The sequence below is a fragment of the Pectobacterium zantedeschiae genome (assembly GCF_004137795.1).
GTDB classification, from domain to species: domain Bacteria; phylum Pseudomonadota; class Gammaproteobacteria; order Enterobacterales; family Enterobacteriaceae; genus Pectobacterium; species Pectobacterium zantedeschiae.
Genome location: NZ_NWTM01000001.1, coordinates 1,946,410 through 1,959,837, shown reverse-complemented (window position 1 = coordinate 1,959,837; position 13,428 = coordinate 1,946,410). Strand labels below are relative to the sequence as shown.

11 protein-coding genes and 2 pseudogenes are annotated in these 13,428 nt (G+C 47.5%); 6 read left to right on the top strand and 7 right to left on the bottom strand.

Translation table 11 applies throughout. The features are described 5' to 3' along the window. Nucleotides 1–5: 5 nt before the first annotated feature. Nucleotides 6–338: a TehB family protein gene (locus CLR69_RS08950; protein WP_010304744.1), complete on the bottom strand. Its 333-nt coding sequence runs from the start codon at nucleotides 336–338 to the stop codon at nucleotides 6–8. A gap of 240 nt (nucleotides 339–578) precedes the next feature. Here CLR69_RS08950 and CLR69_RS08945 point away from each other — a divergent pair, with 240 nt between their 5' ends. Further along, nucleotides 579–1,169, top strand: a complete 591-nt coding sequence (locus CLR69_RS08945; RefSeq protein WP_129703833.1) for a flavin reductase family protein — start codon at nucleotides 579–581, stop codon at nucleotides 1,167–1,169. Nucleotides 1,170–1,319: 150 nt separating this feature from the next. On the opposite strand, the pseudogene CLR69_RS08940 reads toward CLR69_RS08945, so the two are convergent. Next, a pseudogene (locus CLR69_RS08940) lies at nucleotides 1,320–1,529 on the bottom strand (Arm DNA-binding domain-containing protein); the annotation flags it as partial. 417 nt (nucleotides 1,530–1,946) lie between these two features. Between CLR69_RS08940 and CLR69_RS08935 the strand changes: the two are divergent. Next, the gene (locus CLR69_RS08935) at nucleotides 1,947–2,837 is read left to right on the top strand and encodes an oxidoreductase (protein ID WP_129713386.1); all 891 of its coding nucleotides are present in this window, start codon (nucleotides 1,947–1,949) and stop codon (nucleotides 2,835–2,837) included. A 772-nt stretch (nucleotides 2,838–3,609) separates the two neighbouring features. Here the strand turns inward: CLR69_RS08935 and CLR69_RS23305 are convergent. Then, the gene (locus CLR69_RS23305; protein WP_129713335.1) at nucleotides 3,610–4,020 is read right to left on the bottom strand and encodes a hypothetical protein; all 411 of its coding nucleotides are present in this window, start codon (nucleotides 4,018–4,020) and stop codon (nucleotides 3,610–3,612) included. 473 nt (nucleotides 4,021–4,493) lie between these two features. Between CLR69_RS23305 and CLR69_RS23300 the strand changes: the two genes are divergently transcribed. Continuing rightward, entirely contained in the window at nucleotides 4,494–4,622 is a 129-nt protein-coding gene (locus CLR69_RS23300) for a hypothetical protein (protein ID WP_263639618.1), read from the top strand. Nucleotides 4,623–4,687: 65 nt separating this feature from the next. Here CLR69_RS23300 and CLR69_RS08925 read toward each other — a convergent pair whose 3' ends face one another. Genes CLR69_RS08925 through CLR69_RS08915 form a run of 3 tightly spaced genes read right to left on the bottom strand, consistent with a single transcriptional unit; the run spans nucleotide 4,688 to nucleotide 10,512 of the window. Further along, on the bottom strand, nucleotides 4,688–6,886 hold the full coding sequence (locus tag CLR69_RS08925; RefSeq protein WP_129713334.1) for a DEAD/DEAH box helicase: 2,199 nt from the start codon (nucleotides 6,884–6,886) through the stop codon (nucleotides 4,688–4,690). Continuing rightward, complete coding sequence (locus tag CLR69_RS08920) at nucleotides 6,883–8,199, bottom strand: ATP-binding protein (RefSeq protein WP_129713333.1); 1,317 nt, start codon at nucleotides 8,197–8,199, stop codon at nucleotides 6,883–6,885. Before CLR69_RS08920 ends, CLR69_RS08925 begins: the two co-directional genes overlap by 4 nt. 3 nt (nucleotides 8,200–8,202) lie before the next feature. Continuing rightward, on the bottom strand, nucleotides 8,203–10,512 hold the full coding sequence (locus tag CLR69_RS08915) for a tellurite resistance TerB family protein (protein ID WP_129713332.1): 2,310 nt from the start codon (nucleotides 10,510–10,512) through the stop codon (nucleotides 8,203–8,205). Nucleotides 10,513–11,279: 767 nt separating this feature from the next. Between CLR69_RS08915 and CLR69_RS08910 the strand changes: the two genes are divergently transcribed. From CLR69_RS08910 to CLR69_RS08900, 3 genes are all read left to right on the top strand, one after another. Beyond that, a complete protein-coding gene (locus CLR69_RS08910) occupies nucleotides 11,280–12,227 on the top strand; it encodes an ArdC family protein (protein ID WP_129713331.1) in 948 nt (315 codons plus the stop codon). A 319-nt stretch (nucleotides 12,228–12,546) separates the two neighbouring features. After that, a complete protein-coding gene (locus CLR69_RS08905) occupies nucleotides 12,547–12,783 on the top strand; it encodes a type II toxin-antitoxin system CcdA family antitoxin (RefSeq protein ID WP_012769207.1) in 237 nt (78 codons plus the stop codon). Nucleotides 12,784–12,785: 2 nt separating this feature from the next. Continuing rightward, the gene (locus CLR69_RS08900) at nucleotides 12,786–13,100 is read left to right on the top strand and encodes a CcdB family protein (RefSeq protein WP_119880390.1); all 315 of its coding nucleotides are present in this window, start codon (nucleotides 12,786–12,788) and stop codon (nucleotides 13,098–13,100) included. Nucleotides 13,101–13,154: 54 nt separating this feature from the next. On the opposite strand, the pseudogene CLR69_RS22870 reads toward CLR69_RS08900, so the two are convergent. Then, nucleotides 13,155–13,316, bottom strand: a pseudogene (locus CLR69_RS22870) (mobilization protein mobC); the annotation flags it as partial. Nucleotides 13,317–13,428: the final 112 nt, after the last annotated feature.

Below are 13,428 nucleotides of genomic sequence, written 5' to 3'. Positions count from 1 at the left end.
TTACCTCAACCTTCTATCAGAATTTTTGGATCGACATAAAAATCTACGTTGAATAGCGTATCATCAGATAATGCTTCAATTCTGTGCCATTTCTCTGGAGGGAATACGCCAAATTGCCCTGCTTCAATGGTCAGCGTTTCGACGGGCTCAGGACTCGTCCCATCGGCATAGCCATAATAACGAATTGTCCCTTGCATCACGCACAATCGTGGGTAAACACCTTGTCGTGTTCCTGCATCCAAATGGCGCTGCCAAATGGACGCCGGTGCTGTCTCTTTTGTCCAAAACGGTGTTGTACGGGTGTGAACATAATTTGCGGGTATAACAATTCGTTCCATGTTTAAGCCTCATGCTTTATCCAACCACATTTCGGGTCGGGAAGGAAAAAACTATATGGTGCATATCATATACCTCTTTTGGTGCTTGTGAATTATTTTTTGCTGGTTAATTTTTTACGATACCGAAATACCTCGTAAAAAGTGTACTACCGATACTTAATTGTGGTTATTGTTAAGTGGAAATAAAAAGAGTAACAATAGGGAAATATAACGCCACTTTATGTTGGAGTCTGAATTAAAATGAAAAAGAATATAAAACTCAGTTCTTTTTATTATGGCTTTCCTGTTTTTCTTGTTACGACAACGGATAATAGTAACGGGAATATCAATATTTCCTCTATATCATCGTCGATTTCTCTTGGTGATAAAATTATTATCGGCGTTAGTAAAGGAAGTAAGACGTACAGTAATTTATTATCCGGTTCTGATGTTGTCATCAATATTCCTGATTACAAACTTTGGGAGAAGGTTGAGGAACTTGGTAAGTTGACCGGAAGTGATACGCTATCTGAAGGCCAAATAAAATGGGGCGTTCAAATATGCCACGATAAGTTCGACAAAGTCGGCCTCCATACTGAAGCTTCTACAGATATTACGCCGCCTCGGGTGATTGAATGTCCGATCCAGGCAGAATGTAAGACCGTTAGCACGACAGATAAAGGCCGCTTTATTCTTGTCGAACTGGATATTCTTAATGTCTGGGTGGACAGCGATCTATTAGGATCAAATGATGTCATCGACTCGTCAAAATGGAAGCCTCTGATATACAACTTCCGTGAATACGATACCACGGGTGACGCATTAGGCTTTAATTTCAAATACGGTCATTAATATGATAATAAAGGCTGCTGTGTTCCCAGCAGCATTTCTCTCATTTTATACTGGAATCTGAAAAATAATTAACGCTCACGGTGTGATGATAAATATCCCAGTAAACACAGTTCGACCTGTTATGATTGCATAGCAAAACACTTCTCCGCACCGTTGTCGCACTTTTTGAGTTTTCCGTTCCTTAATCGGCTAATACCATTAGCAACTTGTTTACGGACGATCTCTCGTTTCTCATAGGCTTCCGCCAGGCTCACTAACTCGTAGCTGCCAAACGATATTAACCACATTTATCGTGTAGGGCTTGCCCTGTGGTTTTACTCGTTTGATTTGTATGTCTGTAAGTGCCTGCTCATAAGTCAAAAGGCGTATAAAAAACGATACACATCACTGTCTATATTCTTCATGGAGTTAGGGAGAACTTGTCGGACTGATACGGATGGTTAACTTTATATTATTTTTGAAAATAAAGGATTTTTTAGACGTTCCCGGATGAGTATGGAAGATGTTTTGCAGAGAAGATATCGGGAGTAAAATAGGTGCTGGCAACCGGGGCTTTTATCGCCGCGTATAGCGTGGTAGGTGGTGTGTGTGCCTACCGCGTGGATGAACGCACTCTGTGGTGTGCTATATCATCCTGCTGCGCCGGCAACCGGGTTTGCTGCTGTGCTTGGTTATTGGTTTTTCGGCGAAGCGTTGACGTTAAGAAAAATACTGGCGTGTGCGGTGATTGTCGCCAGCACACATGATGATGGGTTAAGCGAATCAGGAGAGCTATCGATGTCTGACTATCCGACTATTGCGCTGATTGGGCCTGGTGCGATTGGTACGACTATCGCTGCGGCACTGCATGAAGTTGGCCGTACGCCGCTACTTTGCGGGCGAACCGCACATCCGAGGTTACTTTTGCGTCACGATGGGGGCGAAATTGTTGTGCCAGGTCCGGTATTAAACGATCCGACGGCGATCGACCATCCTTTCAATCTGGTTTTTGTCGCGGTGAAAACTACGCAAAACGTTGACAGCGCAGGGTGGCTGAGCGCGCTGTGCGATGAAAATACGGTGGTATGTGCTCTGCAAAACGGCGTTGAGCAGAAAGCCCAGCTTGAGCCCTGGGTCAATGGAGCAACGGTGTTACCTTCGGTGGTGTGGTTCCCGGCTCAGCGTGAGCCCGATGCTTCAGTCTGGCTGCGCGCCAAACCGCGTTTGACGCTGCCGGATGTTCCTCAGGCGAAACTGGTGATTGATTCGCTGAGCGGTACGAGCTGTGCGGTTGAGCTGTCTGCGGATTTTTTATCCGTTGCATGGCGCAAACTGCTGCAAAATGCGGTTGCAGGCCTGATGGTTCTAACGAATCGCCGCGCCGGAATGTTTTCCCGTGAGGATATTAAAGCGCTGGCTCTGACGTATCTGCACGAGTGTCTTGCTGTCGCCCGTGCTGAGGGAGTGGTGTTGGACGATGGGGTTATGCAGGAGATCGTGGATGATTTTCAGCGTGCGCCCGCCGATTTAGGTACGTCGATTCTCGCCGACCGTCAAGCTAACCGCCCGATGGAGTGGGATATTCGCAACGGCGTGATACAGCGCTACGGCCACGCTCACGGTATTCCCGTTCCCATCAGTGATGTGCTGGTTCCCCTGCTGGCGGCTGGCAGTGAAGGACCGGGTTAACGCGTACCGAGAATACTTTCACGTGAAGATACTGAATGACTAAAAAGCAAAAATCCCGCTTAAGTTTCCTTAAGCGGGATTTTCTAAATTTGGCTCCTCTGACTGGGATCGCCTTTGCCAGTAACTGGCTAATAAGTAAGCTAAACTAGAGTTTCCTTCCTGTCAAGACCACCAGAATGACCACCAATAGAAGCTGGTTACATAAAACTGATTTGAGCGACCTATCTGCATATGGTGATCCGCACAGTGGCACCAATGAAGAATAGTTGCTCTTGCTTCTGTTAGTGGAAATTTTCCCAAAGAGTATGACAGTCTGATCTTACCCGAAGCAGACGTTACTAACATTAGCCTGTTTTAATCGACCGAGGTCGATCACAACACCTCGTGGTCGAACTATAAACTACTCATTCGTTTACCATTATTTAGCGAGTTTTATGTCGGCAACCGACTTCAGGCGTTTTCTGAGCAACGAAATAACCGACTATCCATTTTTGTGCATAGTCATGTTGGTTATTAAAAATTATCACCCAGATCGGGCTGTTTTTCCATTGACGAAAAAGCGGGTTTTGACAGTTACGGGACGTGATCTCACTTAGGATGTTTGAGGCGATAATGGAGGCAGTATTATGTTATATGCGCCGATATGTCGGAAACAGCGCTTGTCGGCTTTTTATATTCTTGTCAATGTTATGTTCGAACGTTATGGTATATGGAACGTGTAATGTGGCAGCCCAAAATCACATTAGATTTTGGGCTGCCACATTACTACAAATCAGCTTTTAAGGGCCTTTGTGGTTGCAACCCCGCCTGCTGATACGCCACCGGCAACGATGCCTCCTCCTGTTGCAACCACGCAAGTTCCTCCTGCCATACCAGCTCCGCCTGCTGCGATAGAGCCGCCACCAAGTGCAGCAAGAGATGCACTTGATAAAGCAGCCCCTTCAAGGCTAGCTATTGCGGTACCTCCTGCAGTGGCTCCTAGCGCGCCAGTTGCGCCTATGGAAGCGGCTATAGCCGGTGCAGCTACACCCGCTGTGGCAATACCTGCTATTACACCAATTGCTATCGAGGTCTTAGGATTCTCATCAATAAAGTCAGCTACAGCATCGACGCCATCGCTAACAGCATCAGTGATAGAATCATATGCGTCCTCAAAAAACCATTTCACATCTAACCAGCTCATTTTTTATCCTAATTTTTAGATTAATTTGACCGCTCATGATTTTAGTTGGTAAGTCGATACATTGCGCAGGACGAGTCCTGACGGCAAGTTGCAAAAACGATGTATGTAAATACCGTTTATAAATATAAGTCTTTTTTGACCAAAAATGAATATTAAATTCATTGCAATGCCCAAGTTACTGGTTAAATAAAGCGTTTAGCATAAATAGTTTTTATTTTTGCACTAAGGTAAATCGCTAAAATAAAAATTCGGGATTTGAGATAATTCAAGATTAATGATCTTCTCCTAGATCTCTGATTTATCCTGGCACCGATATTGGGAGGAGATCAAAAACCAGATATCTCAAAAAGTGCATGGAACTAAAACTGGTGTGCTTACAGTTGGAAGGCAGTTAACCTCAATTGAAAGATTTCATTACATCCCATATATCGATGTAGAGGGCTTTCCTCTCAAAGCGCTAAAGGATAACTATCATGGCTCTTAAACCAGATCCTAAACCAATTGCTAAATCGACAGGAAAACCTGATAAACGTCGGCGTGATAATAAGGATACTTCCGGTAATACTTCGGAGCTAAAACCTAGTAAATCCACAGGGAAGTAAAAAGATTAGGGTATAAATAATTAAAGGTATAAATAATTTCTTTATACCCTCATTACGATAATAGGTTATAGAATACTTTTCTGTAGCCAGATCTGCGCGCCTTCTATGTCATACGCCTTTGCTCCATATCCTTTCGCAAGCAGGGACTCCGGCAGATAATCGTCATATTTATCCAGATATTTTTCTGGAACATCTGCAGCGAGTTCTGATTCTGAAGGCAAGCCCGACAATAGCATTTCTTTTAGCGCGTGTTGGACAGTGGGTACACTTGCGTCATCTATTTCTATAACACCTGCAAATGAACTGGCTTTAAAGCTGCTACGCATGAGTAAGGCCGTTATTGTATTAACGACTTTATCCCCCATCCAGGGGAGAACATAACTACGCTGGCCGTCAGAAATAAAATGGGAGTTTTGCAGATTGAAACGCTTAAAGCTGTCACAGCCTTCTGCAAAGAGGCTTCTGGCGGTGGCATCGGCATAATCGACGCTCTTACTTCCTATCGCGATGCGATAATCATTCTCCCTGTATATGGTGAGCATCTCTTGGCGAACAACATCATGAACAGACATACCCCCACCACTAAACTGTGGCGGCTGGCCGCCTTTGGTCGCCTCGACATAGATAACTTTTTTTTCCACCTCGATCTCTGTTACTTTCCAGCGGCGTCCACCGAAGATTATGTGCTGGTCAGGCAGAAGGGGAGAGTCCACTGGTACTGTGCCAAGGGTTCGGCTTCCTGTGACAATGCGGAACTCTTCCGGAGTATTGAACACGGCGTAAAACGTATAATGGTTAGTCAGTTTCTCTCCCTCAGCCCCGATAACCATTTCACCGCTAGCAAGTTGTGTCAGCAGACCGTATCCCCCCATATGCCGAAGCAGAGTTTTGAAATCAGTTAAGTCGATGTTCCGGAAGGGGCCAGTCTGGCACAGTTGTGACCAAAGTTGATCGGCTCGAACCCCGCCCCATTGCGCTGTGATCGCAAGGATTTGGTGCAGCAACGTGGAGTAATGCATCTGGCAGGCATCAGCCGGTTCGAACCATCGATTAGTGATCATCAATCTAATCATCGCCATCGACTGAACCAGTTGTAGCCGCAAGCGGTCTACCATGTCGCTGGTTGCGGTAAGTTCTTGCTCAGAGATAAGCATTCTCAGAACCGATGGCGAATCTCGCCGTCCTGACCGGCCCATACGCTGACGTAGGCTGGAGACGGAATGTGGAGGAGTAACCTGTATAACCGACTGCACCTTACCGATATCAATACCCAGCTCAAGCGTCATGGTACAGACTGCTGTTGTAGGCAAATTACCCTGCTGTAGGCGGGCTTCGAGCGTCTCGCGTAATTCCCTAGACAGGGAGCCGTGATGGGGAAAGAATTCATTGGGAACAACATTTTCCTCACACATGTCGCTCAGCGTCGCCGCAATGCTTTCAGTGCGCTTTCGACTGTTTGCAAAAACTAAATGGGAGTCTCCACGGCAGAGTCTGAAAATGTCAGCGCAGACGTGTTTTTCTGCTGAGCTTTGTGGCTCTTCTCCTTTTTCGGTCACCTGTATCAGATAGCCTTTAACCTGCACTTGCAGTGTGGCTGTGCTATTGCTGTCTGTCACAATTTCGCAGGGCAATCGCTGATCCGGACGCAACAGTTCAGGCACTTTATCCAGTTCTCCTAACGTAGCGCTCAACGCAACGCGGGGAACCGGATTCGCATGACGGCCCAGTACATGATCAATTCTGTTGAGAAGGGAGAGCAACTGCATGCCGCGCTCAGTACCAATAAAGGCATGAAACTCATCAATAACAATGTAGGCTACTGGCGAAAAAGCCTGTTTAATCCAACCCGATGAATTTATGAGTAAAGACTCAAGTGATTCTGGCGTGATAAGAAGGATGCCTGCTGGGCCAGTCCGTATTTTCTTCTTTTTGCTTTGCGGTACATCACCGTGCCATGGTGTCACCGGCATATCCAGCGCTTCGCCAAGGCTCTCAAGACGTCGATGCTGGTCGTTAATCAGCGCCTTAAGCGGGCTGATATAGATAATACCAAATCCACTTGTGATATCTGCAATCGCTGAACAGGCAGGCAGAAAGAAAGCCTCTGTTTTACCCGCTGCCGTACCTGCACTGATTAGCACGTCTTGGTCACGGGCTAAAACTACCGGGATAGCGCTCTCTTGCAGGGGCCTTAATGCAGACCAGCCCTGCTTATAAACCCACTTACGGACGCGGGGATCGAGACTATCGTATGCGCTGCTCATAATTTGAAGTTTGCCAGGCCGTTATCATCCTCTTCTTCCTGCGCAATGGTCTCATCCATGTCGCTGGGCCTGTCATCTTCAATCGCCACACCCGAGATTAGCGTCTGCCAGCTTATCGTACTGTTTTGTTCCAGCACGGCCAGCATATCCAGGAAACCTTTGATGGTGTTTCGGGGGGTACGGAAGTAAGCATCTCCGATGGTTTTACTGCAGTGGTGCAGAAAACCGGTAAGTGCATCATCTGATACCAGATACTTTTCTGGCTCTCCGCCTGCATAAACATGGCGAAGATTTTTCAGTAAAATATACAATTCCTCTGGGGTGAGGCTGGCAAGATGTAGCGTAGGTGACGAGTAGTCAATCACTCCTGCTTTCTGAGCGAACCGATTTTCCGCCAGACGCGATTGCAACGCCTCATAGCTGTAGAGCCCTTTACGCGGATCAAACAGGAACTCGGGCGTGCCTCCAAGAACAAAACCAATATTCTCGGCAGAACCCTGCAGACAGTCATTCAGGATCCGCAGGATCTGTTCATAGTTTGCAGTCCTCGCCTGAGTGTTGTTCAGCTTATAAAGGTTTACCATCTCGTCGAGGCTGACCAGTAACCCTGCATAGCCTGCCTGACGAACAAACAGGCTTACCAGCTTCAATGAATCGTAAAACGAGGCGTCGGAAATAATAGTCCGGACGTCGAGATCGTTTCGGGCATCGGTTTTTGTGGTGTATTCGCCCCGCAGCCAGCGAATGGCATTGGATTTTAACGTCTCGTTATCCTGTTCATGTCCGTGCCAGAATGCATCGATGACTTTAGCAAAGTCATATCCCCCCACCATGTCGGACAGAGCAGCCAGGCGTTGGTGAATAACCGACGAGACTGTAGTGCCATCCGCATCAGCCTCCTTCCTTGCCTCCGTGACGAACCGCTCCACAACACTGAGTAACGCATTACCATCAGGTTTGTTGCGGGTGGACATGTTCTTCATAAGCTCTGAGTAGAGATTGCGCGCCTGACCTCCCGATGAGTGAATGCGCCTGTCGGGGGAAAGATCGGCACTGACTGTTACCAGCTTTTTTTCCAGCGCAATAGAACGTACAACGCTCAGAAAGAACGTTTTGCCTGATCCGTATTCACCGATGATAAGTCTGAAGCTCGCGCCGCCGTCCGCGATCCGCTCAATATCCTGATGGAGAGCCGTTATCTCATTCATCCGGCCCACCTGGATGTGCTGAATGCCTATTCTTGGCGTTACACCAGACTTCAGTGATTGGATAATAGCATCCCGTTCTTTAACTCTTATGCGTGTCACAGACATTAACTATCCCTCTAATTCTTTGGCAATTTCCAGGTCTACCCAGATATCATCATCGTCATCATCCAGCACTGGTGCATCAACCACTGCATAGGACCAGTCATTAATAACCTCAAGAGCACCGCTGAGCATCAAATTAAAATTCTCGCATAGTTCCGACACCTCTTTCCGGGGCCACTGTTCCTTTTCCAAAAGCCTGTGGTAAAGCTGGCTATGTGCATTATCAAGGCCACTATCATGCGCCCCGGCTGCGGGAGTGCTCTCGCGCAATTCCGGTTCGTCCTCGGTGAAAATTGCGCTAAGTAATTTACGGACATCGTCTGTGGCTGACTCATGGTGAGCCAGCACGCTGGCGTCCAGCGTGAACTCAGCGGCCCCAAGACTCGCTGATGCAGACGACAGCGGGGTAACCTCTGCCGTAGAATGCTGATGGATGTTGCCGGAGATAGTGGAAGGATCCAGTCCTAGGCCTGAATAAATTTTTTCTAGCTGTTTGATTTCGGCAGGCTCAATTCTGCCATCTGAGCAGGCTACTCCCACGATAACCTTACCTACTGCTGATTTTTCCATCGCACTCAACAGCGCTATTCTATTTTTCATGCCTGCCATGTTGGCTGGGGTATGAAGTTGCCACGTCAAATACGCATGTAAGGAGCGTTTTTCATCTTCGCTAAAGCCAGAATTATGGTCGATAGCATTTTCCAGCACTTTCCGCTCGGCCTGATCAAGGCTATTGTCGGTTAAGGCCACCATTGACCCCAGCCTTAGTGTCATCACCGCTGAAATAAACGCCGGAGATGGCGGTAAGCGCGCTCCCTCACCAGCGGCAAATAAAATCAGTGCGCCGTCAGCTTCTGCTTTCACATGGTGGTAAAGCGGATCAGGTGCCAGGCAGTAGCCCATTTTCAGTGCAAAGGCCTGCATCAGGTCGGCCTCTTTTTTATTGATTTTCGCCGGGCAAGTGGCTCCCATATGTGCCCAGAAGTCAGCAACGGTGGTTAACCCCTTGTGACTCGCTATCACTTCATCAGCCCAGCGTTTGAATGTATTTAAAACTTTTCCTGCGCTTTCATTGATGATTTCCATAGGCAGCAACATGATTGCCGCAGTATCATTCTCTGACGTACCTTTCCTGCCAAGATAGCGGCTGTAAGCATCCAGTTCATCTGTACAGATCTCTGCAAGCGTCATGATTTTCTGGACTGGTCCCTTCAATGCACTAGGGTCAGGCAAGTCTGGAACAGGAAGGCGAACGCCGCGCAAGCTGGGACTTGCAGGGTTGTAATCCAGACGCAGTCGCGTTTTATTCGGTTTGACAACCATACCCTCACCGTACTTGAGGGTATAGCGCCGTTTGAAAAGCGCAGCGAATTCTTTCGCACAGCGGCGGGCGGGAGTTCGTAACGCATACTCCGTGTGATTTGTTACCCACGTCAGCGCCAGATCGGCTGACACAGGAACTCCAGCATCCACAGCCTTTGCCAGCGCTAGCTTAAACAGCATACCATTGCTGAAACTCGAATCACGGCCAAGATCGGCAACCAGATCAACATCTGGGCGCAGAATAGACATTGCTTCCAGTAACTGGGACGAGTAATTCCGGAAAGAGCGGTTCTCAATGAATACCGATCTTAACCGGCAGATTTCATTAAATAGAGTACGGAACTCTGCGTCAGGTGTATTACCATCTCGGCAATCAACAAGTGCCTTTCTTTCCAGCCCATACAGATAGATAAATACGTAACCTACAGGGCATGACGCGTCGGACCTATCACTGGCAAGCCAGTTTAGATACGCGCCGCGCGCATCAGCTGAAAGCGAGGAATAGCTGGGCCAGTATCCCAATGAACTATCTTCATAAAGATAAGGTTTGTTGCGAATATTGAGCGTGTCGTCAATTAATGATGCCTCAGTGCCATCATCATAATAGCCGCTTAAGCTCTGCCTAGCGGGCTTCATCCGCTGACCGAAATAAAAGTAACCACCGGTAATCTCCACATCACCCACAGTGGCCACATCACCCGGCAATACCCATCGAGCCAAAGTACCAGTAGTAGTTTTTGAGGTATTCTGACGTTGAGTCGTTGTTATTCTGTATTCGACATTACGACCGCCCAGTGTAAAAGTTGCCAGATCATCATCTTCACTGTCATCGTTTCTCACAACAGCCTCTTTTTTCTTGATGTCAGCAAGCCATTCTTTAGGTGGCGCTTTCACGATTTTGGAAGGATAAGAATCTGCAGATTTATATTTTTTCTTTTTGAAAAACAATAGATAAATTACATAAATCGCCGCTATAAATATCCATAGCTCCATGGGTAATAACCTTAAGAATGACTTTTCTCATACGCCGAAAAAATGGCGAGGGAAAATAGGGGGAAGTGGATTAATCCTAAAATAATACTTCTGTATTGCGAAGTTTAAAATCAAAACATGACCAAATTTAGTCCATTGGTTTTAACCGATAAAACCATTGGCTAACAGCTAAATGCGCAAAGTCGGCAGTTAATTCTTAAGACGGACTAATGCGAGGCCTCCGGGTACTGTTGCGTTATTGCGTTAACATGTGAACAACAGCCACATAGATGTAGACATGGCAAGACTTTACACTGACTGCAAAACTTACCTGTTTACTGAGCAGAGTTCACGATCCTGCTGGAGACCTAGCCTATTAATCTCTAACGTTCCCGCTTTTTCATAAAGCAGGCTGCTATATCTTATTGTTTTATAAATAATAATACTGACAACTCAGCTTTGAACTAATATCGTTAAACCCAAACCCAAACCCAAACCCAAACCCAAACCCAAACCCAAACCCAAACCCAAACCCAAACCCAAACCCAAACCCAAACCCATTTCACCACTGCATCCTAAGGGGCGCTACGTCTGGTTATGCAGTGTCAGTTTTTCTCCCGCGTGACTTCCGTTCCCGTATCAGCTTCCGGTTAATCGTTTCCCAACACAACCCGTCCCGCAAGGGTAAATGGCACGCATGCTGCGCCCTTGCAGTACAGAACGCTGCCGGGAAAGCGAACCGTCAGGCGATACGAAGACGAAATTCACACCACTGACGGAGAAAAAACATGACGACTTCCCTGCATACCCAGACTAGCGCCCCTAACACCGCAGCGGCGACCAGCGTATCCCCGCTGGAGCAGTCAGGCTCCTCAAAAACGAAATTTTCTCAAACCACCAGAACAGATATTTATCAGACTGTCACCGATAACATCATTGCAGCGCTTGATGCCGGTGTAAAACCGTGGTCTTGCCCGTGGCAACGAGTGCCGGGCATGTCTGGGTTGCCTTCCAACTTCGCAACCGGTATCGCGTATAGCGGAATGAATATCATGCTGTTGTGGTGCAGTGCGTCAAAACAGGGTTTTGGTGATTCACGCTGGATGACCTACAAACAAGCACAGGCAGTAGGCGGGCAGGTTCGCAAAGGTGAACACGGCACGACAGCCATTTTCTATACCACCTTAGAGAAGGAAAACGAAGACGGTGAAATCGACCAGATCCCGATGCTGAAAACTTTCAACGTGTTTAACGTTCAGCAAATTGACGGCTTGCCTCTGACAACTGAAACCGTCAGCCCGGAAGCAACCTTTGACCCGTTGCCGGAGGCTGAAAATCTGTTCCAGAAGAGCGGCGCAAACATCATTGAGAAAGGACAAAACGCCTTTTTCCGCCCCTCAACTGATGAAGTCTGGCTACCGGAGCGCCATCTGTTTTCAGATGCAGCTAATTTCTACGCTACTGGCTTGCATGAGCTGGTTCACTGGAGCGGTGGTAAAAAACGACTTAACCGTGAAATGAAAGGGAAATTTGGCAGTGCAGATTATGCGGAGGAGGAATTAGTGGCTGAGCTGGGAAGTGCTTTTCTGATGGCGGATTTGGGGATTGTTGGAGAGGTGCAGCATGAAAGCTATATTGCCTCATGGCTCCAGGCGCTGAAAAACGATAAGCGCTATGTTTTCAAAGCGGCCAGCGCCGCCTCAAAAGCGCATCGTTATCTGATGGATAAGATTTGAGTCGGAGATGATAAGCCGCAAAGGAGTGCGGCTTTAAGCTTATTGTGGGGCAGGGAAGGTGAGAGATGTTTAAATTTCCCTGCGAATTTTCTGGACATAATATGCCCGGAAAATTCGCAGGCTGCGGGTGCGGGCGGCAAAGAGTCCGCGCATCCCGTAAACGACGTTTGTACATCGGTGATTGCTGTAAACGACGGCTCAGGTATGACGACTGACTGTGAAGTTTGCAGGACTACAACGGTAGCAGAACCTGTTTTTGGTGTTATGGTAAGTGTATTATGCCGTGTAATGTACACGTATTTCATGCAGGAGAGAAACCATGACCGCGAAACAACGCAACACGCAGAGTGTGACCATGACAGTAGAGCGTGCCTTGCTGGTAAGAGCGCGTGAAGCGGGTATTAACCTGAGTGCTACTCTGTCAACCGCGCTGGATGCGGAGCTTCGCCGTCATGAAGCGAAGAAATGGCAGGAAGAAAACAGGGAGGCTATCGACGCATTAAATCGTTTTCATGATGAAAACGGCTGTTTCAGTGATGAATACAGGACGTTTTAACCATGCAATTCACCGTATACGGTAATACTGGGAAAAGCGTCGTTTACCCGCTACTGCTCGATGTCACGAGCGATATTATTGGACAATTGAATCGTCGGATAGTGATCCCATTACTCCCTATTGAAAAGTATCCGGCAGGCCGCCGACCGGATCGCCTTGTCCCCGTCGTCATGCTGACGGACGGCAAAGAATACGCGGTAATGACCCACGAGCTGGCAAGTATCCCTGTCCAGGCCCTGGGGGCGGTGTTTTGTGATGCTTCGCAGTACCGTTCTCAGGTAAAGGCTGCAATAGACTTCCTCATCGACGGGTTCTGACGTTTCTTTCTATGCTGTTAAACAGGCATGCCTTTAATCGTGGCTGACGGGAGCCTATTCCAGTTCGTCGATAGTGCGGAACATGTTAAACGGAACCGGAATACCGTTTCTTGCCACTGTTCTGATACTGTCAAACAGCCTAGCCAGACCGCTGCTGTTAGCATCCAGAAAATTAGCCCACCATTGCAGCATCAGACGGCGCTGTTCAAGGTGCTTGGTGATTTTACTCTCTGTCCGCTCTGTGCCAAAAGCGGAACTTGCTTACATCGTGCTATGTTAGTTTGCTGGGAGCAGGTCAATTGTGTCATCTCTCCAATGAATTAGATTA

Bases quoted from the DNA above. Each gene is read 5' to 3' on its own strand.
- CLR69_RS08950 (WP_010304744.1), bottom strand. From the start codon at position 338: ATGGAACGAATTGTTATACCCGCAAATTATGTTCACACCCGTACAACA.
- CLR69_RS08945 (WP_129703833.1), top strand. From the start codon at position 579: ATGAAAAAGAATATAAAACTCAGTTCTTTTTATTATGGCTTTCCTGTT.
- CLR69_RS08935 (WP_129713386.1), top strand. From the start codon at position 1,947: ATGTCTGACTATCCGACTATTGCGCTGATTGGGCCTGGTGCGATTGGT.
- CLR69_RS23305 (WP_129713335.1), bottom strand. From the start codon at position 4,020: ATGAGCTGGTTAGATGTGAAATGGTTTTTTGAGGACGCATATGATTCT.
- CLR69_RS23300 (WP_263639618.1), top strand. From the start codon at position 4,494: ATGGCTCTTAAACCAGATCCTAAACCAATTGCTAAATCGACAGGAAAA.
- CLR69_RS08925 (WP_129713334.1), bottom strand. From the start codon at position 6,886: ATGAGCAGCGCATACGATAGTCTCGATCCCCGCGTCCGTAAGTGGGTT.
- CLR69_RS08920 (WP_129713333.1), bottom strand. From the start codon at position 8,199: ATGTCTGTGACACGCATAAGAGTTAAAGAACGGGATGCTATTATCCAA.
- CLR69_RS08915 (WP_129713332.1), bottom strand. From the start codon at position 10,512: ATGGAGCTATGGATATTTATAGCGGCGATTTATGTAATTTATCTATTG.
- CLR69_RS08910 (WP_129713331.1), top strand. From the start codon at position 11,280: ATGACGACTTCCCTGCATACCCAGACTAGCGCCCCTAACACCGCAGCG.
- CLR69_RS08905 (WP_012769207.1), top strand. From the start codon at position 12,547: ATGACCGCGAAACAACGCAACACGCAGAGTGTGACCATGACAGTAGAG.
- CLR69_RS08900 (WP_119880390.1), top strand. From the start codon at position 12,786: ATGCAATTCACCGTATACGGTAATACTGGGAAAAGCGTCGTTTACCCG.